The organism is Cupriavidus taiwanensis, assembly GCF_900250075.1.
Classification (GTDB): Bacteria; Pseudomonadota; Gammaproteobacteria; order Burkholderiales; family Burkholderiaceae; genus Cupriavidus; species Cupriavidus taiwanensis_C.
This window is the reverse complement of record NZ_LT977070.1, coordinates 2,819,936-2,840,909: the sequence shown is the minus strand read 5'-3', so window position 1 is coordinate 2,840,909 and position 20,974 is coordinate 2,819,936. Positions and strand designations below refer to the sequence as shown.

Genomic DNA, 20,974 nt, shown 5'->3' with positions numbered 1-20,974 from the left:
GCGCGCCTCAGCAATGGTGCGGCAAAGGCTGCGGCACCGCCGCGCCATCGGGAAGCGCCAGCCACTGGCCGGTGCTGCGCAGGATCAGCGTCCCGCATTCGGGATCCGCGGCTTGCGGCACGGCACGGAGTTCGACACAGGTATCGAGCGCGGCTTGAGGGCAATCGCCGGCGCTTACCAGGTGGCGCACCGGGCCATTGGCCGGCACGCGCAGCGGCCACTCGCCGGCAATCATGTCGGACCCTGGCGCGGCGGCAAAGGTCATGGCTTCGAGCGCATGCCGCTCCAGCCGCAGCATCGCGCCGGTCTGCGCGGCACGGGCTTGCGCGCGCCAGCCTCGCGCCAGATGGCGGTGCCACGCGGGCACGGCGATGGCCGCGAGGATGGCCATCACGGCCAGCGCCGCCACCAGTTCGATCAGGCTGAAGCCGCGCTTGCGCCGGCAGGCCGATGCCAGGCTCCTCATGGCGCATCCTCCCTGGCCGGGCCGACGATCTCGCGCCAGCGCAGGCGTCCGGTGCGGCGCGTGGCCAGCGTTTGTGCGATCTGCGTGACGGCGTTGCCCGTCGCCGCCCACACTGAGAGGGCAAAGGCCTGGCGTCCGGCGCCGCCCGGTTGAGCGGGCGTGCCGGGCAATTCGGTGCGGGTCGCGAACACGCTGGCCCCGGGCGGCAGCAACTGGCCGGTGGCGACCAGCAGGCGCTCGCCGGAGCTGCGCTGCACGACGGATTCCCCGGTCGCCGCCAGCACCAGGTAGCTGCGCTGCGCGCCATCGGGCGTGCGGGTCACGAACAGCAGGTAGCCGGGGAAGACCGGCTCGACCTGGACCAGCTGTTCGCCGGCATGGGGCAGGGTCAGGCGCCAGCCGGGATCCTGTGTGCCGTCGGGGGCCGCGCGCAGGATGTGGCCGTTGTCCGCAACCTGGACCGTGACCTGCCGGGGCGTGCGGGCCGTGGCGCTGCGTATGGCAGCGCCATCGGGCACCGCGGCCAGTTCGTTGCCGGCGCCGTAGATCACCACGGGCGCGGTGGGGGATCCGAGCAATACGGGCGCCTCTTCCCTGGCCGGTCGGGCGGACACCTGCATCCGGTACAGGCAGGCCGCGGCAGGGCCTGCCCCGGCCGGCGGCAGGTCGGCGAGCGCGAAGCGCCAGAGCTGGCCGGCATCGTCGGTGGCATAGGCAGCGAGCGCGGCACCGCTCATATCGGACAGCACGCTGACCGCCACCAGCTGCCCCGCCGCGGGGGCGTCGAGGCAATCACGCTCCGGCAAGCGCAAGGTGCGGATGGCGTACTGGCCGGCCCATGCGGCGCCGGCGGGCTTGTCCAGTGGCAGCAGCGCCAGTCCGGCGCGGGCAACACCCGCTTCGTCATTGGCGCCCGCATCGACGATCACCACCGCGAACCAGCGCAACCCATCCTGGCTACGGATGCCGGCCGCGCGTACCGGTCCGCGCGCGGCCAGTGGCAAGGCGTCGGTCGCAGCGATCTCCCAGATCGGCACGAACGGCATCTGTCCGTCGGGATCGGTGACGTCAAGCGCGAAGACTGCGGCGGGGTTGCCGGCCGCGGCATTGGCCGGGACGCCGCACAGCAGCACCGTGCGCCATTCGCCGCGGAGGGTGACGTCCTGCGCTTCCGGGCGCGGGCATGGCGGTGGCAGCGTCGGTGTGCCCGGGGCCGGCATGGCCAGGGCATAGGGCAGCAGCGCGCCCGGCAGGTAAGCGGCACGCTCTTCGCCGGTCGCGGCATCGAACGCGTGCAGCAGGCCGTCGACAGTGCCATGCCAGGCCACGTGCGGGCGCAGGCTGTAGCGCAGACGAAAGCCGGCGTGGCCGGGTTTGCCGGGCGACCAGGCCGGCGGCGCCACCACCCGCACGCGCGCGCCTGCCGCATTGCCCAGGCGGGTATCGCGCGGGCGCAGGTCGGCACGGGTCTTGTCGCCGCGCAGCCAGTCCACCGATGCGCTGTCGCCCATGTGCGGGGCCTCGGTGACAGCATCCCACTGCAGCGGCATGGCGCGTGCCGTTGCGCCGTCCGGCGCGGCGTAGGTGAATATCCGTCGCGATGGCACCGTCCGACGGTCGAGGTGGTCGCCGGCCTCCCACATGCCAGGCGAGGGCGCCTGCGTCAGGTCCTGCCAGCCGATGGCGAACAAGCGCCCGGTCCACGGATAGGCGCCGTTCGCGCTCCGGTAGGCCAGCGGCAGCCGGCCCGCTTCGGACCCGGCGGCATGGCACGCGGGAACAAGCATCAGGGCAAGGCAGACGAGCGCGCAGCGGGCGAGGCGGGTCATGGCTGGATCACGCTTTGCAACAGTGCGCGCACGGCGCGCGTGGGGCCGAAGCCGATCGCGGTCACACGGATCCGCGGCCACGGGGCGATTGCGACAGTGGGGTCCGGCGCGCTGTAGCCGGCCGGCGCTTCATCCAGAATTTCCGCGACATAGCGCGGCGGCTCCTGTGCGGCTGCGTTGGCCGGCAGCGCAGCGCCGGTAAAGCGGCCCAGTGGCACGCCGATGGCGTCGACGTCGGCATCGACCCGCAGCCACGGCTGCCACACCGGAGGCCCGGCCAGCGCGGGCCGGCAGACGCCCGCCTGCTGGCCGCTGCCGCAGCGACCCGGCGCAGGCAAAAGCGCCAGGCGGTCGTGCGTGTCCGGCGATGTGGCGGCTGCCAGCAGCTCGGCCTCGCCGTCGCGCAGCGCCGCCTCGGCGGCGCGGAAGGCGAGTTCGCGCTCGCGCTGCATGACGGCAAGCTGCCGGCCGGCCAGCAGCATCTGCAGCGTGGCGGCCGCGATCAGCACCACCATCAGCAGCAGGGTGGCGCACAGCAGCAGCGTGATGGCGCCGGCGTGGCGCGAGCGTGCCGGGCAATGCGCTAGCACAGCGTCTCCTCGCAGCGGGGCGCATTGCGCAGCCTTACCGTGGCGGCGAACACGCGGCGCGCCGTGCCGGCCGGCACCGACGAAGGGGATGACAGGTCTCCGGCCGCGGTGCCTGTCAGCGACGGCCTGTCACTGCCGCTGTCCTGGGCCGGCATGGCGGAACCCGGCCGGTCGCCCCGCACCGCGACGGCGATCTGAACCGCCACCACGCGTTGCCACGCGGCATCGCCCGGCGGCGGCATTACCGAGGCCGTTTCGAAGCGCTCGGGGCGGCCGTCCTGGTCCATGTCCAGGCCAAAGCGCAATTGCAGCGATTCCACGCCGCGCACCAGCGCGCCCGAGGTCCAGCCGCTGCCGTCGACGAGGCCGTTGCGGCGGGCCGGATAACGGCACAGCAGCTGCGGCACGCCATCGGCGCCAGCCGCCACATAGAGCAGGTTCTCCGCGACGTAGCCGGCGCTCGCCGCGGCGCCGGCCTTGCGCGCCGCGAGCGGATAACCGCTGCAATCGGTCATGGTGTCGTCCGGCTGCGCCGGCGCGGCCGACCGGCCGCTGCCGCTGAAGCGGACCAGCAGCGCGTCGCTTTGGCCAATGGCGGCCCTTGCGCAGACGGGCACGGCCGCCAGGCCGGGTTGCCCGCAATTGTCCGCGCCGCTGACCGCGGGCAGGGCGGTGCCGGCCATGTCGGACGCAGGCTCGCCCGGCCAGCCGGACTGGCGCAGCAGCGTGGCAAGAATGGCGAGCGCGCGCTGGCCGCGTTCCTCGATCAGCACGCGGTCGGTGGCGGCGAGGTAGGCGGCGTGCGCGTTCAGGAAGGCGGCGCCGGCCGCGGCAGAGGCGATCAGGCCCAGCGTCATGCCGACCATCAATTCGACCAGCGAGAAGCCGCGCGTGCGGGTCCGCGAGCTGCGGGCGTCAATGAGCCGGCTCATGGTCGCGCCCATGTTGATCCGCCCGGCAGGCAGCTGCCGGCATCCGGCATCGGCATGATGCCGGCGACCGCGGTGGCCAGGGGCGCTGCACAGCGGCCCAGCTCGGCTTCGTCGGCCGCGCTGCGCGTGGCCTGCGCCAGGCGCTCCAGTTCGCGCAACCAGCCCAGCCCGGTGGTGCCGACCACTGCCATCGGCAGCAGTCCGGCAAGTACGATCGACAGGGCGCCAAGCGCCTCGATCAGCGCGTAGGCGCGCTGGAGCCCGGGTTGCGGGATAGTTGGCGGCGGCGGAGGACGCCGGTTTGCGGGTGAGGACATGGCATGGGCGGTGAAGGCGATGGGCCCAGATTAGCCAGCCCTCACGGCCGCGAACGTGCCGAAACGTAAAGCGGGAAGATCCGCACCATTGTGTTAAGCGCGGGCATGCCGGCCCCGATCGCGACGCCTGCCCGCAGTCAGTTGCGGCGGCCCAACGCGTTGCCGGCTCGCCGCCAAACGCTGCGCGATGCAATTGACAGGAATTATCAAATTCCCCACTATCGCGGGTGTTGCAAAGTCGTAGCGATTCCGCTATTCGGTTCGCGGATCGGTTCGATCTGCGGCATCCCGTTGCCAGCCACCCGGCCGGCAGCGAGGCATAGAACAAGAATTCGGGTGCGGGCTGGCCTTTCCGCCGTCAGAGCGGAGTGCCTGCCCAGATAACAAAGCCATTTATCGGGGGTCAACATGCATCGGGTCATCCTGGCAGTACCTTGTCCATCGGCGGCGGCACCTCTGCCGGCGCGCTGACATGCCGGCGACGGTTCGCCTTCGCGATACCGCGCCTCCCCGTTCTCACCACGATGTGGCCATGCCCGGCCCGGTCGCGTTGCGCCGGCGCTGCCGCGGGCTGACGCTGGTCGAGCTGATGGCGGTGGTGGTGATGGTGGCGATCCTGGCGGCGATCGGCACGCCTTCGTTCGTCTCGCTGCTGCGCACCAGCCGCGTCGACAGCGAGATCCAGTCGATGGTCGGCACCCTGCAGCTCGCGCGCAGCGAGGCCGTCAAGCGCGGCCTGCCGGTCAGCGTGTGCCCGTCCGCCAATGGCAGCGCCTGCCTGGGCGCCGGCAACTGGGCGCGCGGCTGGATCGCGTTCGTCGACCGCAACGGGTCGGGAACGGTGGACGCGGCCCCGCCGGCCGACGAGGTGCTGCACTACCGCGCCGGCTGGTCCGCCACCGACACCTTCACCACGCCCGCCGGCGCGGCTTTCCTGAGCTACAACCGCGACGGCTTCGCCGTGCTGCCCGGCGGCGCGCTGACGATGACGCTGCGCACCAGCCCGGTGGCCGACGACGCCACGCGCTGCATCGCCATCAATATTGCCGGCCGGCAGACCATCCAGCGCGCCGGGGAGGGCGCATGCCAGTGACCGGACGGGACGGCAGCCTGCACCGGCGCCGCATGGCGCGCGGACTCTCGCTGATCGAGGTGCTGATCACGCTGGTGATCACCTCGGTGGGACTGCTCGGCCTGGCCAAGATGCAGGCGGCGGCGCTGGCCAATACGCAGATTGCGCGCGGGCGTTCGCTGGTGGCGCTGCAACTGGAAAGCCTGGCCGCGGCGATGCACGGCAACCGCGGCTTCTGGGCGGCCGGCACGGCGCCGCAGACATTCACGCTGTCCGGCGCGACGGTGACCGACAGCACCGGCGCGCTCAGCGCCACCGCGCCGGACTGCGCCAGCGTAGCCTGCACGCCGATCCAGATGGCCGCCTACGACGTGCAGCACTGGGCCGCGGACATGGCAGCACACTTTCCCACCTATGCGGCCACGGTCAACTGCAGCAACGACATCAGCCGCCCGATCCGCTGCAGCCTGACCGCCACCTGGAGCGAGCACTACCTGGCCTACAACCAGACCACCGCGGCGCAGACCTCGGCCATGGCCGCCACGCAAAGCCTGACGCTGCACGTCCAGCCATGAGAGCGATCCTGCGAGTTACGCGCCCAATGTCGCGCAGCATGCATCGCCGCAGGTATCGATGCGCGCAGGCCGGTGTCTCGCTGGTCGAGGTGCTGGTGGCCATGGTGATCGCGCTGTTCATGCTGGCGGCGCTGATGACGGTGTTCCTCAACCTGCGCGGCACCGTGCGCGACCAGGAGCGGCTGGCCGCGCTGCAGGACAGCGAGCGCCTGGTGATGACGATGCTGACCAATACGGTGCAATCGGCCGGGTATTTTCCCGATCCGCTGAACCAGGTTGCGGCGGACGCGCTGCCGGCGCTGGCGGGCAACGCCTTCGGCGATTTCGTCGCGGGGCAGGCCATCGTCGGGCAGTCCGGTGCCGACGGCGCCAGCGATACGCTGACGGCGCGCTTTGTCACCGCCAGCGGCGACGGCATCATGAACTGCCAGGGGGCGGCCAATACCTCGGGCGCCAATGTCGCCTACCTCAACACCTTTGCGGTCAATGCCGCCAACGAGCTGACCTGCGCGGTCAACGGCGGCGCGCCGGTGCCGCTGGCCGGCGGCATCACCGCGCTGCGGGTGCGCTACGGCACCGACACCGGCAACGGCGGCAACGTCGACACCTACCTGAGCGCCAGCGCGGTCAGCGCCGGCGCACTGTGGGGCCAGGTGCGCAGCGCGCGCGTGACGCTGACCTTTGCCAATCCCTTTGCAGGGCAGCCCGGCCAGCCGGCCACGCTCGGCTGGACCCAGACCATCAGCCTGATGAACCGCCCATGACACGCGCCCAGCCAGACCGCTTGCGCGCCGGGGCCGCGCCGCGCGGCTATGTCCTGATCATCGGCCTGCTGTTCCTGCTGATCCTGTCGCTGCTGTCGGTGACGATGTTCCGCGGCTTCGGCCTGCAGGAGAAGATCGCCGGCAACACCCGCGAGAAGCAGCGCGCGTTCGAGGCCGCGCAGGGCGCGCTGCAGTACGGCGAGTGGTGGCTGGGGCAGGGCAACGGCTCCGCCGGCGCGGCCTGCAACAGCGTGATCGACGCCAACGACCCGGCCAACCTGCAGGTCTGCGCCAACGCGCTGGCGGACCCGGCCAGCCTGCCGTGGACGCCGGCGCGGGCCGATTACCTGCCGCCGTCGATGCGCCTTGCGACGGCCGGCAGCCCCGGGGGCCTGAACGGCACCGACATCAACTATGCGCGCGCGCCCAGCCTCTACATCCACTATCTGGGCCTGTCGCCGGATGGCCTGTCGATGCTGTTCCGCGTGACCGGCGCCGGCTACGGCGGCAGCGACGGCACCGCCGCGGTGGTGCAGAGCACCTACCAGCTTGGCGCGGGCACCAAGGACCTCGGGAAAGAGTGATGAGCCAACCTCCACGCCTTGCTGGCATTGCCGCCGCCGTTAGTGCCACCGTCAGCGCCGCCGCCAACGTGTTGCTGGCTGGGCCGGCGCATGCGCTGGTGATCCAGGACAACCTGAACGGGCCTGCGTCCTCCTACGACTGGGTGGCGCTGAATGGCGCGTGCCTGACCGCAGGCAACGGCACCGGCTCGATTCCGGGCTGCGCCACGTCGAGCTTCACCTACTACCGGGACCGCAACTCGAAGCTGGTCGGGGGCGCCAGCGGCAGCGTGCCGGACGCAACGGGCTACGGCGCGCTGCGGCTGACCAACGGCGATACGGCCGAGGGCGCCAACGGCGACAACCAGACCGGCGCGGTAGTGTCCCGCTTCACCTTCGGCATGCAGGAAGGGCTGCAGGTCACGTTTTCCACCGTCACCTACGGCGGCGACAACCTGCGCGGCACCGGCGCCGACGGCATCAGCTTCTACCTCGCCGACGGCAGCAAGAGCCCGACCGTGGGCGGGCTGGGCGGCAGCCTGGGCTACAGCTGCTCGAACGTCAATGGCGCGTACGACGGCGTGGCGGGAGGCTATATCGGCATCGGCATCGACGAGTTCGGCAACTTCTCGAACAAGGCCGACAACACCGACTCGGGGCCGGCGTTCCAGGCCAACCGCATCAGCGTGCGCGGCTCGGGCGATACCAACTGGGCCGGCCTGCGCGCCGCCTATCCGGCCTATTACCCCGACAGCCTGAGCGCCAGCAAGCGCGCGCAGGCGGTGCAGAACACCTGTGCGCGCGGCTATGTGCAGGACTGGAGCAGCGGCAAGGACGGGGGCGACGTCAGAGGGCGGCGGCTGGCCTACAACTACCGCATGCTCGGCATCAGCGACCTGCCCGACAAGATCGCCAACCAGCAGGCGGTGTCGCGGCCGACGCGCGCCAAAGGCATCCCCATCGTCTATTCGCTCAAGCTGACGCAGAACGGGCTGCTGAGCATGTCCTACAGCTACAACGGCGGCGCGGCCACGCCGGTGATCACCGACCAGGACATCACGCAGGCCAACGGACCGGTGCCGGCGTCGCTGCGCTTCGGCTTCGCCGCGGGCACCGGCAGCGGCAGCAACGTGCACGAGATCACCTGCTTCAAGGCCGAGCCGGTGGGCCAGTCGAGCAGCTCGGCCGGCACCAACGTGCAGCAGTCGGCGCGGGTCGAGGCCGGCTCGCAGGTGTACCTGGCCTACTACCATCCGACCAACTGGTGGGGCGAGTTGAGCGCGCAGAACCTGCTGTACGATCCCGCCACCGATTCGGTGTCGATCGCCACCGTGGCCAACTGGAACGCGCATTGCACGCTGACCGGCGGCCACTGCGCGGCGACCGGCACCGCGGTGGTGGCGCAGGCGCCGGACAGCCGCAGGATCCTGACCTGGAGCGGCAGCAGCGGCATCCCGCTGCGCTGGGACGCCAACCTGCCCGACGCGCACAAGGCGAAGCTGAGCGCGGGCGATGCCGCGCCGGGCGGCGATCGCCTCGACTACCTGCGCGGGGACCGCAGCAAGGAGCTGACCGCGGCCGGCGCCGGGCAGTTCCGCAAGCGCACCGGCGTGCTGGGCGACATCATCGATTCCAGCCCGGCCTGGGTCGGCGCACCGTCATCGCCGTACAGCGGGCCGTGGACCGATGCCTTGTACAAGCGCGCCAGCCCGCCAGAGCCCGCCGGCAGCTACGACGCCTTCCGGCAAGCCAGGGCTCAGCGGCTCAACGTGGTCTATGTCGGCGCTAACGACGGGCTGCTGCACGGCTTCCGTTCCGGCTATTACAACGCCGCGGGAGCATTCGTCGGCAACGACGCCAGCAAGCCCAACGACGGGCGCGAGGTGCTGGCGTACATGCCCGGCGCGGTGCTCGACACCATCCAGTCGTCGAATGCGGCGCTCGCCTACAGTTCGCCGCAATACGTGCACAACCTGTTTGTCGATGCCACCCCCGGCACCGGCGACCTCTACTACGCCGGGGCCTGGCATACCTGGCTGGTCGGCGGCCTGGGGCCGGGCGCGAACCGCGGCGGCCCGCTCGCCAGCAAGACCGCGGCCGCGACCGGCGGCGCGCTCTACGCGCTCGACGTGACCGATCCGGAGCGCTTCAGCGATACCCCGGCGGCGGCCGGCGCCACGGTGATCGGCGAGTGGACCAACACGCTGCAGTGCACCGGCGATAGCGCGTGCGGCGACAACCTCGGCAACACCTATGGCACGCCCGTGATCCGCCGCCTGCACAACGGCCAGTGGGCGGTGCTGTTCGGCAACGGCCTGGGCAGCAAGAGCGGCTCGGCCGGGCTGTTCATCATGCTGGTCGACCCGGCCGACGGCGCGCGCAGCTTCCGCTATCTCGGCACCGGCTACGGGCCGCAGCAGGACCCGGCCGGCGCCAGCAGCCGCAACGGCATTGCCTATGTCACGCCGGCCGACCTCGACGGCGACCACATCACCGACTACGTCTACGCTGGCGACGTGTTCGGCAACCTGTGGCGCTTCGACCTGACCTCGGACAATCCGGACCACTGGCGCGCCGGCAGCCGCCCGCTGATGCAGACCGGCGGCAAGCCGATCTCCACCAGGGTGGCGGTGGGCTCGGTGCCCGGCACCGGAACCGGCGCGGCGGCGATGCCGCGCGTGGTGGTGGCGTTCGGCACCGGCCGCCGGCTGGAGCAGACCCAGGGCAGCGAAGCGGTGTTCGAGCCGGGCGGGCAGGGACTGTATGGCGTGTGGGACTGGGACATGGCGGGATGGAACGCGGTGGCCGGGGCACAGGCCCGCTATGCCTCGCTGGCCAGCGCCACGCGGCCGCTGTCCGGCGCCAACCTGACGCAGCAGTCGATTACCGCCGAAGGGCGCGCGGCCGGCAGCACGGTCACGGTGCGCACGGTCAGCGCCGGCAAGGTGTGCTGGCAGGGCTCGAACGCCTGCGCCAGCGGCAACAACAAGTACGGCTGGCAACTGCCGCTGCCGTCGGCCACGCGCGAGCAGGTGATCTACAACCCGGTGATCGCCTACGGCATGGTGATCGTCAACACCACCATCCCGCCCAGTTCGGCGCTGTCGCAGGCGCTGTCGTGCAATGCCGAGGTGCCGTCGGGCTTTACCATGGGCGTGTCGATGGGCTCGGGCGGCGCGGCCGCGCAGTCGTTCTTCAGCAGCACCAACAGCAGCACCTTCCCGTTGCTGAACAACGGCATCGTCAGCGGCATCGGCCTGAGCGGCACCGGCACGCCGTCGCTGGTGACGGCGAAGAAGCGGCCCTACCTGGTGCAGCAGACCGTGGGCGGCAGCGGCGCCATCACCCAGATCAACCCCGGCGCCAATGGCGCCGGCGCCCGCCTCAACTGGATACGCCTGCGCTGACGACCATGAAGCTGTCCGCATCCCCATCGCCGCGGCGTGCCGCCGCCGGCTTCACGCTGATCGAACTGATGATCGCGGTGGCGATCGCCGCGATCCTGGCCGCGATCGCCTACCCGTCCTACACCGAACACGTGCGCAAGTCGCGCCGCACCGACGCCAAGACCGCCTTGCTGGATCTCGCGGCGCGCCAGGAGCGGCTGTTCAGCACGCAGAACGTCTATGGCGGCACGCCTGCCGCGCTGGGATATGCCGGCGACGCGTTCCCTGTGGCGGTCCAGTCGGGCGGACAGGCCTACTACCAGCTGACGGTGGTGGCGGGCAATCCGGCCACCAGCTATACCGCGACCGCGGCGCCGGTCGGCCCGCAGGCGGGGGACGACTGCGGCAGCTATACCCTCAACCACCTTGGGCTGCAGGGGAACACGGGGATGCGCGCCGGCGTGGCGTCGGCGCAGTGCTGGTAGCGGAAAACGCGGGCGTCAGCGCTTGCCGCTGCCGGCGGTGACTTCGGCCAGCACGTCCGAGAATTCGGACACGTCCTCAAAGCTGCGGTAGACCGAGGCAAAGCGGATATAGGCGATCTTGTCGAGCTTGCGCAGCTCGCGCATCACCAGCTCGCCGACCTGGCTGCTGGGGATTTCCTTCTCGCCCAGCGCCAGCAGCTTTTCTTCGATCCGGGTGATGGCTTCGTCGATGGCTTCGGCCGAGACCGGGCGCTTGCGCAACGCCAGGCGCATCGAATCCTTCAGCTTGGCGCGGGCGTAGTCCACGCGCGAGCCGTTTTTCTTGACGATGGCGGGGAAGAACAGCTCGATCCGCTCATAGGTGGTGAAGCGGCGGTCGCAGGCTTCGCAGCGGCGGCGCCGGCGCACGGCATCGCCGTCTTCCGACATGCGGGTGTCGAGAACCTGGGTATTGGAATGACCGCAAAAGGGGCATTTCATGCCGGACCACCTTCAGTTGAACCCCATCGCCTTGTCCGTGTTGTCGTTCTGCGGCGGCGGGGCGGGTTGGCGAGGCCCGCGGCCCGCGCCGGGGGTGGCACGGACCGCGGAGCTGCCGGCCGCCCGTGCGCGTGCGCGCGGGCGGCCTGGTCGCGTCAGCCGTAGACCGGGAAACGCTTGGTCAGCGCCGACACCTGCTCGCGCACCGCGGCGATGTTGGCGGCGTCGTGCGGGTTGTCCAGCACGTCGGCGATCAGGTTGCCGACGATGCGGGCTTCTTCTTCCTTGAAGCCGCGCGTGGTCATGGCCGGCGAGCCGACGCGGATGCCGGAGGTGACGAACGGCTTTTCCGGGTCATTCGGAATCGCGTTCTTGTTCACGGTCAGGTGCGCCTCGCCCAGGATGCGCTCGGCTTCCTTGCCGGTGATGTTCTTGGCGCGCAGGTCGACCAGCATCACGTGGCTTTCGGTGCGGCCCGAGACGATGCGCAGGCCGCGCGCGATCAGGGTCTCGGCCAGCACCGCGGCGTTCTTCACCACCTGCTGCTGGTATTCCTTGAACTCCGGCGTCAGCGCTTCCTTGAACGCCACCGCCTTGCCGGCGATCACGTGCATCAGCGGACCACCCTGGATGCCCGGGAAGATCGACGAGTTGATCGCCTTCTCGTGCTCGGCCTTCATCAGGATCACGCCGCCGCGCGGGCCGCGCAGGCTCTTGTGGGTGGTGGTGGTGACGAAGTCGGCGTGCGGCACCGGGTTCGGGTAGACGCCCGCGGCGATCAGGCCGGCGTAGTGGGCCATGTCGACCATGAAGTAGGCACCAATCGACTTGGCCACCTTGGAGATACGCTCGAAGTCGATGCGCAGCGCGAAGGCCGAGGCGCCGGCGATGATCAGCTTGGGCTTCTTCTCTTGCGCCAGCTTTTCCAGCGCGTCGTAGTCGATGTCTTCCTGGGCGTTGAGGCCGTAGCTGACCACGTTGAACCACTTGCCGCTCATGTTCAGCGCCATGCCGTGGGTCAGGTGGCCGCCTTCGGCCAGGCTCATGCCCATGATGGTGTCGCCCGGCTTGAGCACGGCGAAGTACACGCCCTGGTTGGCCTGCGAGCCCGAGTTGGGCTGCACGTTGGCGGCTTCGGCGCCGAAGAGCTGCTTGACGCGGTCAATGGCCAGCTGCTCGACGATGTCGACGTACTCGCAACCGCCGTAGTAGCGCTTGCCGGGATAGCCCTCGGCGTACTTGTTGGTCAGCTGCGAACCCTGCGCGGCCATCACCGCGGGCGAGGTGTAGTTCTCGGAAGCGATCAGCTCGATGTGGTCTTCCTGGCGCTGGTTTTCCTGCTGGATGGCGGCAAAGACCTCGGGGTCGATCTGGTCGATCGTAAAACGGCTGCGTTCGAACATGGCGAAACTCGTCTGAAAAAAGGGAATCCGATGCAGGCATCGGGGGTAGGGCGCGCGGGGAAGGCTAGCGGCGACCGGCACCGGCGGCTTGGCCGTCGGCGCAGGGCGCACCCTGCTTCCCATTCGCTGCCCAGGCGAGCGGCAGGCATGACTCGCGTCAACGCCATGGCGTTTGGAAACTTCACGCCAGAGAACTTGCGCTTCCTCGTGGTAGTGCCCACTGACTTCGCCAGTCGCGCAAGATGGAATGGTTGCGCGCAGTGTAGCGCGAGGCGGCCGCCCGCCGCAAGCCGTGGACCCGCCAGACAAGCGCTGGCAAGGGCTGGCGCCGCCCTGGCCAGCAACTTGCTGTTGCAAAGTCGTCCTGCGGGTTTACACGAAACGGGTATCGCTCTCCGTTACAATCGCGGCCATGCCAAACTTTGTCTGGACCCTGCGGGTGTACTGGGAAGACACCGATGCAGGCGGCGTAGTGTTCTACGCCAACTACCTCAAGTTCTTCGAGCGCGCCCGCACCGAGTGGCTGCGCTCGCTCGGCATCGAGCAGCAGGCGCTCGCCGACCAGGCGGGCGTGGTCTTCATCGTCCGCAGCACGGCGGTGGACTACAATGCGCCCGCCCGGCTGGACGACCAGCTTGAGATCCGCACGCGCATCGACCGGGTCGGTCCGGCTTCGGTGCAGTTCACCCAGGAAGCCTGGCGTGGCGAACTGATGCTCGCGACCGGCGCGATCCGCGTTGGCTGCGTCGACAAAAGCACTTTCCGCCCCGCCCCGATCCCCGACCCCGTTCTAGCCACCATCAAGTCAGCACGATGAATCCCGTGACCGTCACGCAAGACATGTCGATCGTAACGCTGGTGCTCCACGCCAGCGTGCTGGCACAGGCCGTCATGGCGCTGTTGCTCGTCATGTCGCTGTTTTCGTGGACCTATATCTTCCGCAAGCACCTGGCGGTGCGTTCGGCGCGCACCCAGACCGAAGGCTTCGAGCGCGACTTCTGGGCCGGCGGCGACCTGCAGGCGCTCTATAACAGCGCCGTCAACAACCGCCACAACACCGGTGCGCTGGAACGGATCTTCGAATCCGGCATGGGCGAGTTCCTGAAGGCGCGCGAGCGCGGCAACGAGGCCGGCGCGCTGCTCGACGCCGCCCGCCGCGCCATGCGCGCGGCCTACCAGCGCGAGATGGACGTGCTGGAATCGCATTTGCCGTTCCTGGCGTCGGTCGGTTCGGTGAGCCCGTATATCGGCCTGTTCGGCACGGTGTGGGGGATCATGAACGCGTTCCGTGGCTTGTCCAATGTGCAGCAGGCGACGCTTGCGTCGGTGGCGCCCGGCATCGCCGAAGCGCTGGTGGCGACCGCGATCGGCCTGTTCGCGGCCATCCCCGCGGTGATCGCCTACAACCGCTATGCCACCGAAATCGATCGCCTGGCGATCCGCTTCGAGAGCTTCATGGAAGAGTTCCTGAACATCCTGCAGCGCCAGACCCGCTAACCGTATTCCCTATCAACGGTCCGGGCGCGAGCCCGGGCCGGCGTTTCCAGGAGTCCTGCAATGGCAGCCATTCAGCGCCGCGGCGGCTCGCGCCGCCGGGCCAGCGCCGAGATCAACGTCGTGCCGTATATCGACGTCATGCTCGTGCTGCTGGTCATCTTCATGGTGGCCGCGCCGATCGTCAGCCCGGCCACCGTCGACCTGCCCACCGTGGCCAATGCCACGCCGCAGCAGAAGGCGCCCCCGATCGTCGTCACCGTGCATGAAGACGGCCAGCTCACCGCGCGCGGCAAGGACACCGCCGGCAACGCCTTCGAACGCAAGCTCGACAAGCAGGGCCTGCTGGACTTCGTCCACCAGCGCCAGAACGAGAACCCGGACCAGCCGGTGGTGATCGCCGCCGACCGCGCGGTCAAGTACGAGGCGGTGCTGGACGTGATGTCGGTCCTGAAAGCCGACGGCGTCAAGCGCGTGGGCCTGATGGTCAAGTCCAAGACCTCCTGACGTATTGAAGCACCTATCCGATTGCCGTTGCGCTTGATGACGACCGCCGCCGCCTATCCCTACCAGCCGGTCAAGGAGCGGGGAACCCTGCGTTCCTTCCTGCTCGCGCTGCTCATGCACCTGCTGCTGGCCGTGGTGCTGTACTACGGCGTGAGCTGGCAGAGCAGCACCCCGGTCGGGGCCGAGGCCGAGCTGTGGGAGGAAATCCCCGCCGCCACCGCGCCCCCGCCGCCACGGCCGCAGCCGCAGCCAGAGCCCGAGCCGGTGGTGCAGCCGCGTCCGGCGCCGCCGCCGCCCCAGGTGAAGAGCAAGGTCGAGGACGACGCCGATATCGCGCTGGAGCAGAAGAAGCGCCGCGCCGAGGCGGCCGCGCGCGAAGAAGCCGAGCGCAAGGAAGCCGCCCGCAAGGAGGCTGAGCGCAAGGAAGAGGCGCGCAAGGAAGCGCTGCGCAAGGAGGCCGACCGCAAGGAAGCCGAGCGGCGCGAGGCCGAGCGCAAGGAAGCGCAGCGCAAGGACGACGCGAAGAAGAAGGCCGCGCAGCAGGAGCAGGAACGCAAGGAACTGGCCGAGCGCGAGCGCAAGGAAGCCGCCGAGGCCAAGGCCAAGGCGCAGGCCGATGCCAAGGCCAAGGCCCAGGCCGACGCCAAGGCGAAGGCGCAGGCCGACGCCAAGGCCAAGGCGGATGCCGACGCCAAGGCCAAGCGCGAAGCCGCCGCCAACGCCCAGCGCAAGAGCGAGCTGGCGCGCCTGCAGGCGCTGGCCGGCGGCTCCGGCGCGGGTGGCGGCGGAGTCGGCAACGCGGCCGGCGCCGGTGCCGGCGGTGGCGGCAAGGCTTCGCCCGGCTATGCCGACCGCGTGCGCCGCCGCGTCAAGCCGAACATCGTCTTTACCGAAGACGTGCCGGGCAACCCGACCGCGGTGGTTTCGGTGCAGCTGGCGCCGGACGGTTCGCTGCTGTCGGCGCGGCTGTCCAAGTCCAGCGGCAACTCCGGCTGGGACAATGCCGTGCTGCGCGCGGTGGAGCGTTCCGATCCGCTGCCGCGCGATGAGAACGGCAAGGCGCCGGCCAGCTTCACCATTACCTTCCGGCCGAAGGACTGAGTGACCGGCACGGCATGATTTGCAACATAATGCAACCTTCATCGCCGGGTTCCGGTCCCAGCGCTAGCATGACAGGTTGCCCGACGCAGCCGACGGTGCGGTATGCACACGGACGGGGCATGCGCCACGCGCTGCAATGCCGCATTTGCCCGTGTTGACGATTGCCCGGCGTGCCCGACGGTGCCCGACGAAACTTGAAATCGACTGAGGAGCAGCATGCGAAAGCTTTGGGCCCCCAACTGGCTGTCCGCGAGGCGGCACAACGCAAATCCCCCCGCATCCCGAGTCCCCGGGCGGCCGGCGCCGCTGGCGGGCCGGCGCGCGCTGATGGCGTGGCTGGCCGCAGCCATGACCATGGCCGCCGGCGCCGCGCACGCGCAGCTCAATGTTGAGATCTCCGGGGTCGGCAGCAGCCAGTTCCCGGTGGCCACCGCCAACTTCCAGGGCGAGGCCCAGGCCCCGCAGAACCTGACCGCGATCATCCGTTCGGACCTGGCCCGCAGCGGCCGTTTCCGCAACGTCGACCCCGGCGGCGCCACCGTGGCCGAGTCCGCCAATGTCGACCTGGGCAGCTGGAAGGCGCGCGGCGCCGATGCCTTCGTCGCCGGCAGCGTGACCCCGGCCGCGGGCGGCAAGTACGAAGTGCGCTTCCGCCTGTACGACACCGTCAAGGGACAGAGCCTGGGCGGGCTGGCCTTCACCGTGAACCAGTCGCAGCTGCGCGTGACCGCGCACAAGATCGCCGACTACATCTATGAAAAGCTGCTGGGCGAGCGCGGCGTGTTTGCCACGCGCCTGTCCTACGTGTCGAAGGTGGGCGGCCGCTACCAGCTGCTGATCTCCGATTCGGACGGGCAGAACGCGCAGGTGGCGCTGACCAGCAACGAGCCGATCATCTCGCCGTCGTGGTCGCCGGACGGCGCGCGCGTGGCCTACGTCTCGTTCGAGGCCAAGAAGCCGGTGGTCTACGTGCACGACCTGGCCAGCGGCAAGCGCACGCTGGTGTCGAACCAGAAGGGCAACAACAGCGCGCCGTCGTGGTCGCCGGACGGCCGCCACCTGGCGCTGGCGCTGTCGCGCGACGGCAATACCCAGGTCTACCAGGTCAACGCAGACGGCTCGGGCATCCGCCGCCTGTCGCGCAGCAGCGCCATCGACACCGAGCCGCAGTACTCGCCCGACGGCAAGAGCATCTATTTCACCAGCGACCGCGGCGGTGCGCCGCAGGTCTACCGCATGCCCGCCTCCGGCGAGGAGGGCGGCGCGGCGCAACGCGTCACCTTCAAGGGCAGCTACAACGTGAGCCCGCGCATTTCGCCGGATGGCAAGTACCTGGCGTATATCTCGCGCGGGGGCGGCTTCAAGCTGCAGTTGCAGGACCTGACCAACGGCGACGTGACGTCGCTGACCGATACGGCCAACGACGAGGCGCCCAGCTTCGCCGCCAACGGCAAGTACATCCTCTATGCCACCCGCGTGGGCGGTCGTGCGGTGCTGGCGGCGGTGTCCACTGACGGGCGTACCCGGCAGGTTCTGTCCCTCCAGTCCGGCGATGTTCGCGAGCCGTCCTGGGGTCCTTTCATGCAATAACAGGAGTCAACCACCATGGCCCAACTGATGACCAAAACCCTTGCCGTTGCCGCACTGCTGGCCCTTGGCGCCTGCAGCTCCGGCGTCAAGCTGGACGACACCGCCAATGCCGGCGCCGGTGCCGGCGGCACGGGTGCCGATCCGCGCGCCGTCACCCCGGTGACCGCCGCCGATCCGCTGAACGATCCGAACAGCCCGCTGGCCAAGCGCAGCGTCTACTTCGACTTCGACAGCTACACCGTCAAGGCCGACTACCAGGGCATGCTGGGCGCGCACGCCAAGTACCTGGGCACCAACCAGGGCCGCAAGATCCTGATCCAGGGCAACACCGACGAACGCGGCACCAGCGAGTACAACCTCGCGCTGGGCCAGAAGCGCGCCGAAGCCGTGCGCCGCTCGCTGGCCTCGATGGGCGTGCCTGACAGCCAGATGGAAGCCGTGAGCCTGGGCAAGGAAAAGCCCAAGGCCACCGGCCACGATGAAGCCTCGTGGGCGGAAAACCGCCGCGCGGACATCAACTACTGATCTGCGGACTGACCCTCCATGAAAGCACGCGTTTCCACCTTGTTGTGGCTCGCCGCCGTGGCCGGCGGCGGCATGCTGCCGCTGTCGCAGGCGCATGCCGGAGTGTTCGACGATGACGAGGCCCGCAAGGCCGTCATCAGCCTGCGCGACCAGTTCAACGGTTTCCAGGCGACCGCGACGCAGCGCATCGAGCAGAACAGCCGCACCCTGCTCGACATGCAGAACCAGCTCGAAGGCCTGCGCCAGGAAGTGGCGCGGCTGCGCGGCCAGAACGAAGTCCTGCAGAACACGGTGGACACGCTGCAGAAGCAGCAGAAGGACTACTACGCCGACCTGGATGCGCGCCTGAAGAAATTCGAGCCGCAGCAGGTCACGGTCGAAGGCCGCGAAGGGGTCGCGCAGCCGGGCGAAAAGCCCGAATACGATGCCGCGCTCAAGCAGTTCCAGGCGGGCGACTTCAAGAGCGCGGGGAATTCGTTCTCGGCGTTCGCGAAGAAGTACCCGCAGAGCCCGTACCTGCCGCTGGCACAGTACTGGCTCGGCAACTCGCTGTACGCGCAGCGCGACTACAAGGGTTCCACCTTCGTGCTGCAGAACATGGTCAACGCCAACCCGACCCACCCCAAGGTGCCGGACGCGATGATCGCCATCGCCAACAACCAGCTCGAGTCCGGCCAGAAGGCGGCTGCGCGCAAGACGCTGGAGCAGGTGGTGGCGAAGTATCCCGGCACCGAGGGCGCGCAGGCGGCGAGCAACCGGCTCAAGACGCTCAAGTAAGCGCCGGCGCCGCCCGCCACCGCAAGGCCCGCTTCGGCGGGCCTTTTGCGTTTGTCGCGCTAGAATATGCGATTCGCCTGAATGTTCTTGCGCGCCGCCCCGGCGCGAACCGCACCATGACCCAACGCGCCATCGTCCTGCTGTCCGGCGGACTCGACTCCGCCACCGTACTTGCCATGGCCCGCGCCCAGGGCTTCGAGACCTATGCGCTGTCGATGCGCTATGGCCAGCGCCATTCCTCGGAGCTGGAGGCCGCCAAGCGCGTGGCCGCGGCGCTGGGCGCCGTGCGCCACGAGATCGTCGACCTCGACCTGCGCCGCTTCGGCGGCTCGGCGCTGACCGACGACGCGCTCGAGGTCCCCACCGACGGCGCCAGCGGCGGCATCCCGGTCACCTATGTGCCGGCGCGCAACACCATCATGCTGTCGCTGGCGCTCGGCTGGGCCGAGGCGGTGGGCGGGCGCGACCTGTTCTTCGGCGCCAACGCGGTCGACTATTCGGGCTACCCGGACTGCCGCCCGGAATACGTCGCGGCCTACGAGACCCTGGCCAACCTGGCCACCAAGGCCGGCGTCGAGGGCGACCGCTTCCGCGTGCATGCGCCCATCATCGACATGACCAAGGGCGAGATCATCCGCGCCGGCATCGCGCTGGGCGTCGACTACAGCCTGACGGTGTCGTGCTACCAGGCCGACGACGACGGCCGCGCCTGCGGCGTGTGCGACTCCTGCCGCATCCGCCGCGCCGGCTTCGAGGCCGCCGGCGTGCCCGACCCGACCCGCTACCAGGCCGCCGCCTGATCCTGAGCCTGAGTCCGCCGTTCCCGCCCCATGCCTGAAATCGATCTTGCCGCGCTGTCGCGCTCGGTGCTGCTGAGCACCTTTGTCCTGACCTTCCTGTTCGGCGCGGTGCTGCAGCGCACCCACTTCTGCACCATGGGGGCGGTCTCGGACATCGTCAACATGGGCGACTGGAGTCGCATGCGCATGTGGGTGCTGGCGATCGGCGTGGCCATGATCGGCACCGGCGTGCTGGCCTGGAACGGCGCCATCGACCCGACCAAGACCATCTATGCCGCGAGCAAGCTGGCGTGGCTGTCGGCGCTGGCCGGCGGGCTGATGTTCGGCTTCGGCATGGTGCTGGCGTCCGGCTGCGGCAGCAAGACGCTGGTGCGCATCGGCGCGGGCAACCTGAAGTCGCTGGTGGTGTTCGTGTTCCTGGGGCTGTCGGCCTACATGACGCTGCGCGGCCTGTTCGGCGTGGTGCGCGTCAATACCGTCGACGCGGTGGCGCTGGCGCTGCCGACCACGCAGGACCTGCCGTCGGTGCTGGCGCAGGGCACCGGCGCGGCGCGTTCCGTGCTGCAACTGGGGCTGGGCCTGGCGCTGGGCGGCGTGCTGGCGGCGTGGGCGCTGGCCGGGCGCGGTTTCCGCACCTTCGACAACCTGCTGGGCGGCATCGGCGTGGGCCTGATCATCGTGGCGATGTGGTATGTGTCGGGTCACATGGGCTACGTCGCCGAAGACCCCAATACGCTGGAAGAACTGTTCGTCTCGACCAACAGCGGCCGCATGGAAAGCCTGAGCTTCGTCGCGCCGTATGCCTACACGCTCGACTGGCTGATGATGTTCAGCGACAAGAGCAAGGTGCTGACCATCGGCATCGTCAGCGTGTTCGGCGTGATCGCTGGCGCGGCAGCGTATGCGCTGGCCACGCGCACCTTCCGCTGGGAAGGCTTCGGCAATGCCGAGGACGTCGCCAATCACATGGTCGGCGGCATCCTGATGGGCGCGGGCGGGGTCACGGCGCTGGGCTGCACGGTGGGGCAGGGGCTGTCGGGCGTTTCGACGCTGGCGCTGGGCTCGTTCATTGCGCTGGCCGGCATACTGCTTGGCGCAGTGCTGGCGTTCCGCTACCAGATGTGGCGCCTCGAACGCATGGTGTAAGCGCGCTGGCGAGCCATGCCCTTGACACATCGAGAATCGCATCACTATAATCGCGGTTCTGTTTTTTCGGGTCGTTAGCTCAGTCGGTAGAGCAGCGGACTTTTAATCCGTTGGTCGCGTGTTCGAGTCACGCACGACCCACCAGATTCTTCAAGGGCTCCAGGGTAAGTAT

Annotated in this window: 22 protein-coding genes, 1 tRNA gene and 1 riboswitch; of the genes, 16 read left to right on the top strand and 7 right to left on the bottom strand. The window is 69.6% G+C overall.

Annotated features, from left to right (window positions below):
• Positions 1-7: 7 nt before the first annotated feature.
• From CBM2588_RS13245 to CBM2588_RS13225, 5 genes are read right to left on the bottom strand one after another with little or no spacing between them, the layout of a single operon-like run.
• Positions 8-466, bottom strand: a complete 459-nt coding sequence (locus tag CBM2588_RS13245; protein ID WP_115680879.1) for a type IV pilin protein — start codon at positions 464-466, stop codon at positions 8-10.
• Positions 463-2,295 carry a pilus assembly protein PilY gene (locus tag CBM2588_RS13240; RefSeq protein ID WP_115680878.1) on the bottom strand — a complete coding sequence of 611 codons (1,833 nt, stop codon included), beginning with the start codon at positions 2,293-2,295 and terminating at the stop codon, positions 463-465. The genes CBM2588_RS13245 and CBM2588_RS13240 overlap by 4 nt, the downstream gene beginning before the upstream one ends.
• Positions 2,292-2,885, bottom strand: coding sequence for a pilus assembly PilX family protein (locus CBM2588_RS13235; RefSeq protein ID WP_231942142.1), 594 nt, complete (start codon positions 2,883-2,885; stop codon positions 2,292-2,294). Before CBM2588_RS13235 ends, CBM2588_RS13240 begins: the two co-directional genes overlap by 4 nt.
• On the bottom strand, positions 2,879-3,817 hold the full coding sequence (locus CBM2588_RS13230; RefSeq protein WP_115681486.1) for a PilW family protein: 939 nt from the start codon (positions 3,815-3,817) through the stop codon (positions 2,879-2,881). Before CBM2588_RS13230 ends, CBM2588_RS13235 begins: the two co-directional genes overlap by 7 nt.
• On the bottom strand, positions 3,814-4,134 hold the full coding sequence (locus tag CBM2588_RS13225) for a hypothetical protein (protein WP_115680877.1): 321 nt from the start codon (positions 4,132-4,134) through the stop codon (positions 3,814-3,816). The genes CBM2588_RS13230 and CBM2588_RS13225 overlap by 4 nt, the downstream gene beginning before the upstream one ends.
• A gap of 532 nt (positions 4,135-4,666) precedes the next feature.
• Between CBM2588_RS13225 and CBM2588_RS13220 the strand changes: the two genes are divergently transcribed.
• Genes CBM2588_RS13220 through CBM2588_RS13195 form a run of 6 tightly spaced genes read left to right on the top strand, consistent with a single transcriptional unit; the run spans position 4,667 to position 10,979 of the window.
• Entirely contained in the window at positions 4,667-5,227 is a 561-nt protein-coding gene (locus CBM2588_RS13220; protein WP_115680876.1) for a GspH/FimT family pseudopilin, read from the top strand.
• Positions 5,218-5,781, top strand: coding sequence for a type IV pilus modification protein PilV (pilV, locus tag CBM2588_RS13215; protein WP_231942141.1), 564 nt, complete (start codon positions 5,218-5,220; stop codon positions 5,779-5,781). Before CBM2588_RS13220 ends, pilV begins: the two co-directional genes overlap by 10 nt.
• Before the next feature lie 38 nt (positions 5,782-5,819).
• On the top strand, positions 5,820-6,545 hold the full coding sequence (locus CBM2588_RS13210) for a PilW family protein (protein WP_231942140.1): 726 nt from the start codon (positions 5,820-5,822) through the stop codon (positions 6,543-6,545).
• Positions 6,542-7,129, top strand: coding sequence for a pilus assembly PilX family protein (locus CBM2588_RS13205; protein ID WP_115680873.1), 588 nt, complete (start codon positions 6,542-6,544; stop codon positions 7,127-7,129). The genes CBM2588_RS13210 and CBM2588_RS13205 overlap by 4 nt, the downstream gene beginning before the upstream one ends.
• Entirely contained in the window at positions 7,129-10,515 is a 3,387-nt protein-coding gene (locus tag CBM2588_RS13200; protein ID WP_115680872.1) for a pilus assembly protein, read from the top strand. The genes CBM2588_RS13205 and CBM2588_RS13200 overlap by 1 nt, the downstream gene beginning before the upstream one ends.
• Before the next feature lie 5 nt (positions 10,516-10,520).
• Positions 10,521-10,979: a type IV pilin protein gene (locus CBM2588_RS13195; RefSeq protein ID WP_115680871.1), complete on the top strand. Its 459-nt coding sequence runs from the start codon at positions 10,521-10,523 to the stop codon at positions 10,977-10,979.
• A 15-nt stretch (positions 10,980-10,994) separates the two neighbouring features.
• Here the strand turns inward: CBM2588_RS13195 and nrdR are convergent, their stop codons facing one another.
• Together nrdR and glyA are read right to left on the bottom strand one after the other, a co-directional pair.
• A complete protein-coding gene (gene nrdR, locus CBM2588_RS13190) occupies positions 10,995-11,459 on the bottom strand; it encodes a transcriptional regulator NrdR (protein WP_012353559.1) in 465 nt (154 codons plus the stop codon).
• Positions 11,460-11,614: 155 nt separating this feature from the next.
• Positions 11,615-12,862, bottom strand: a complete 1,248-nt coding sequence (gene glyA, locus CBM2588_RS13185; RefSeq protein WP_115680870.1) for a serine hydroxymethyltransferase — start codon at positions 12,860-12,862, stop codon at positions 11,615-11,617.
• Between the two features lie 121 nt (positions 12,863-12,983).
• Positions 12,984-13,109, bottom strand: a riboswitch (ZMP/ZTP riboswitch).
• Between the two features lie 165 nt (positions 13,110-13,274).
• Here glyA and ybgC point away from each other — a divergent pair.
• The 10 genes from ybgC (at position 13,275) to CBM2588_RS13135 (ending at position 20,946) form a co-directional block, all read left to right on the top strand.
• Positions 13,275-13,679: a tol-pal system-associated acyl-CoA thioesterase gene (gene ybgC, locus CBM2588_RS13180; protein WP_111519457.1), complete on the top strand. Its 405-nt coding sequence runs from the start codon at positions 13,275-13,277 to the stop codon at positions 13,677-13,679.
• Positions 13,676-14,359 carry a protein TolQ gene (gene tolQ / locus CBM2588_RS13175; protein ID WP_012353556.1) on the top strand — a complete coding sequence of 228 codons (684 nt, stop codon included), beginning with the start codon at positions 13,676-13,678 and terminating at the stop codon, positions 14,357-14,359. Before ybgC ends, tolQ begins: the two co-directional genes overlap by 4 nt.
• A 60-nt stretch (positions 14,360-14,419) precedes the next feature.
• Positions 14,420-14,863, top strand: coding sequence for a protein TolR (gene tolR, locus CBM2588_RS13170; protein ID WP_111519458.1), 444 nt, complete (start codon positions 14,420-14,422; stop codon positions 14,861-14,863).
• 36 nt (positions 14,864-14,899) lie between these two features.
• Positions 14,900-15,964, top strand: coding sequence for a cell envelope integrity protein TolA (gene tolA / locus CBM2588_RS13165; RefSeq protein ID WP_115680869.1), 1,065 nt, complete (start codon positions 14,900-14,902; stop codon positions 15,962-15,964).
• Between the two features lie 216 nt (positions 15,965-16,180).
• Positions 16,181-17,554 carry a Tol-Pal system beta propeller repeat protein TolB gene (gene tolB, locus CBM2588_RS13160; RefSeq protein ID WP_115680868.1) on the top strand — a complete coding sequence of 458 codons (1,374 nt, stop codon included), beginning with the start codon at positions 16,181-16,183 and terminating at the stop codon, positions 17,552-17,554.
• A gap of 15 nt (positions 17,555-17,569) precedes the next feature.
• Positions 17,570-18,079 carry a peptidoglycan-associated lipoprotein Pal gene (gene pal, locus CBM2588_RS13155; protein ID WP_115680867.1) on the top strand — a complete coding sequence of 170 codons (510 nt, stop codon included), beginning with the start codon at positions 17,570-17,572 and terminating at the stop codon, positions 18,077-18,079.
• Between the two features lie 18 nt (positions 18,080-18,097).
• Positions 18,098-18,856 carry a tol-pal system protein YbgF gene (ybgF, locus tag CBM2588_RS13150; protein ID WP_115680866.1) on the top strand — a complete coding sequence of 253 codons (759 nt, stop codon included), beginning with the start codon at positions 18,098-18,100 and terminating at the stop codon, positions 18,854-18,856.
• Between the two features lie 116 nt (positions 18,857-18,972).
• Complete coding sequence (queC, locus tag CBM2588_RS13145) at positions 18,973-19,656, top strand: 7-cyano-7-deazaguanine synthase QueC (protein ID WP_012353550.1); 684 nt, start codon at positions 18,973-18,975, stop codon at positions 19,654-19,656.
• 30 nt (positions 19,657-19,686) lie between these two features.
• Positions 19,687-20,802, top strand: a complete 1,116-nt coding sequence (locus CBM2588_RS13140; protein WP_115680865.1) for a YeeE/YedE family protein — start codon at positions 19,687-19,689, stop codon at positions 20,800-20,802.
• 68 nt (positions 20,803-20,870) lie between these two features.
• Positions 20,871-20,946: transfer RNA gene (locus CBM2588_RS13135), tRNA-Lys, on the top strand.
• Positions 20,947-20,974: the final 28 nt, after the last annotated feature.

What these genes read in the sequence shown, in the direction of transcription:
- glyA (WP_115680870.1), bottom strand. Translation starts at nt 12,862, where the DNA reads ATGTTCGAACGCAGCCGTTTTACGATCGACCAGATCGACCCCGAGGTC.
- tolR (WP_111519458.1), top strand. Translation starts at nt 14,420, where the DNA reads ATGGCAGCCATTCAGCGCCGCGGCGGCTCGCGCCGCCGGGCCAGCGCC.
- CBM2588_RS13240 (WP_115680878.1), bottom strand. Translation starts at nt 2,295, where the DNA reads ATGACCCGCCTCGCCCGCTGCGCGCTCGTCTGCCTTGCCCTGATGCTT.
- pal (WP_115680867.1), top strand. Translation starts at nt 17,570, where the DNA reads ATGGCCCAACTGATGACCAAAACCCTTGCCGTTGCCGCACTGCTGGCC.
- CBM2588_RS13210 (WP_231942140.1), top strand. Translation starts at nt 5,820, where the DNA reads ATGCATCGCCGCAGGTATCGATGCGCGCAGGCCGGTGTCTCGCTGGTC.
- CBM2588_RS13200 (WP_115680872.1), top strand. Translation starts at nt 7,129, where the DNA reads ATGAGCCAACCTCCACGCCTTGCTGGCATTGCCGCCGCCGTTAGTGCC.
- CBM2588_RS13205 (WP_115680873.1), top strand. Translation starts at nt 6,542, where the DNA reads ATGACACGCGCCCAGCCAGACCGCTTGCGCGCCGGGGCCGCGCCGCGC.
- CBM2588_RS13230 (WP_115681486.1), bottom strand. Translation starts at nt 3,817, where the DNA reads ATGAGCCGGCTCATTGACGCCCGCAGCTCGCGGACCCGCACGCGCGGC.
- CBM2588_RS13140 (WP_115680865.1), top strand. Translation starts at nt 19,687, where the DNA reads ATGCCTGAAATCGATCTTGCCGCGCTGTCGCGCTCGGTGCTGCTGAGC.
- CBM2588_RS13245 (WP_115680879.1), bottom strand. Translation starts at nt 466, where the DNA reads ATGAGGAGCCTGGCATCGGCCTGCCGGCGCAAGCGCGGCTTCAGCCTG.
- CBM2588_RS13220 (WP_115680876.1), top strand. Translation starts at nt 4,667, where the DNA reads ATGCCCGGCCCGGTCGCGTTGCGCCGGCGCTGCCGCGGGCTGACGCTG.
- CBM2588_RS13225 (WP_115680877.1), bottom strand. Translation starts at nt 4,134, where the DNA reads ATGTCCTCACCCGCAAACCGGCGTCCTCCGCCGCCGCCAACTATCCCG.
- ybgF (WP_115680866.1), top strand. Translation starts at nt 18,098, where the DNA reads ATGAAAGCACGCGTTTCCACCTTGTTGTGGCTCGCCGCCGTGGCCGGC.
- tolQ (WP_012353556.1), top strand. Translation starts at nt 13,676, where the DNA reads ATGAATCCCGTGACCGTCACGCAAGACATGTCGATCGTAACGCTGGTG.
- queC (WP_012353550.1), top strand. Translation starts at nt 18,973, where the DNA reads ATGACCCAACGCGCCATCGTCCTGCTGTCCGGCGGACTCGACTCCGCC.
- tolA (WP_115680869.1), top strand. Translation starts at nt 14,900, where the DNA reads ATGACGACCGCCGCCGCCTATCCCTACCAGCCGGTCAAGGAGCGGGGA.
- pilV (WP_231942141.1), top strand. Translation starts at nt 5,218, where the DNA reads ATGCCAGTGACCGGACGGGACGGCAGCCTGCACCGGCGCCGCATGGCG.
- nrdR (WP_012353559.1), bottom strand. Translation starts at nt 11,459, where the DNA reads ATGAAATGCCCCTTTTGCGGTCATTCCAATACCCAGGTTCTCGACACC.
- ybgC (WP_111519457.1), top strand. Translation starts at nt 13,275, where the DNA reads ATGCCAAACTTTGTCTGGACCCTGCGGGTGTACTGGGAAGACACCGAT.
- CBM2588_RS13195 (WP_115680871.1), top strand. Translation starts at nt 10,521, where the DNA reads ATGAAGCTGTCCGCATCCCCATCGCCGCGGCGTGCCGCCGCCGGCTTC.
- tolB (WP_115680868.1), top strand. Translation starts at nt 16,181, where the DNA reads ATGCGAAAGCTTTGGGCCCCCAACTGGCTGTCCGCGAGGCGGCACAAC.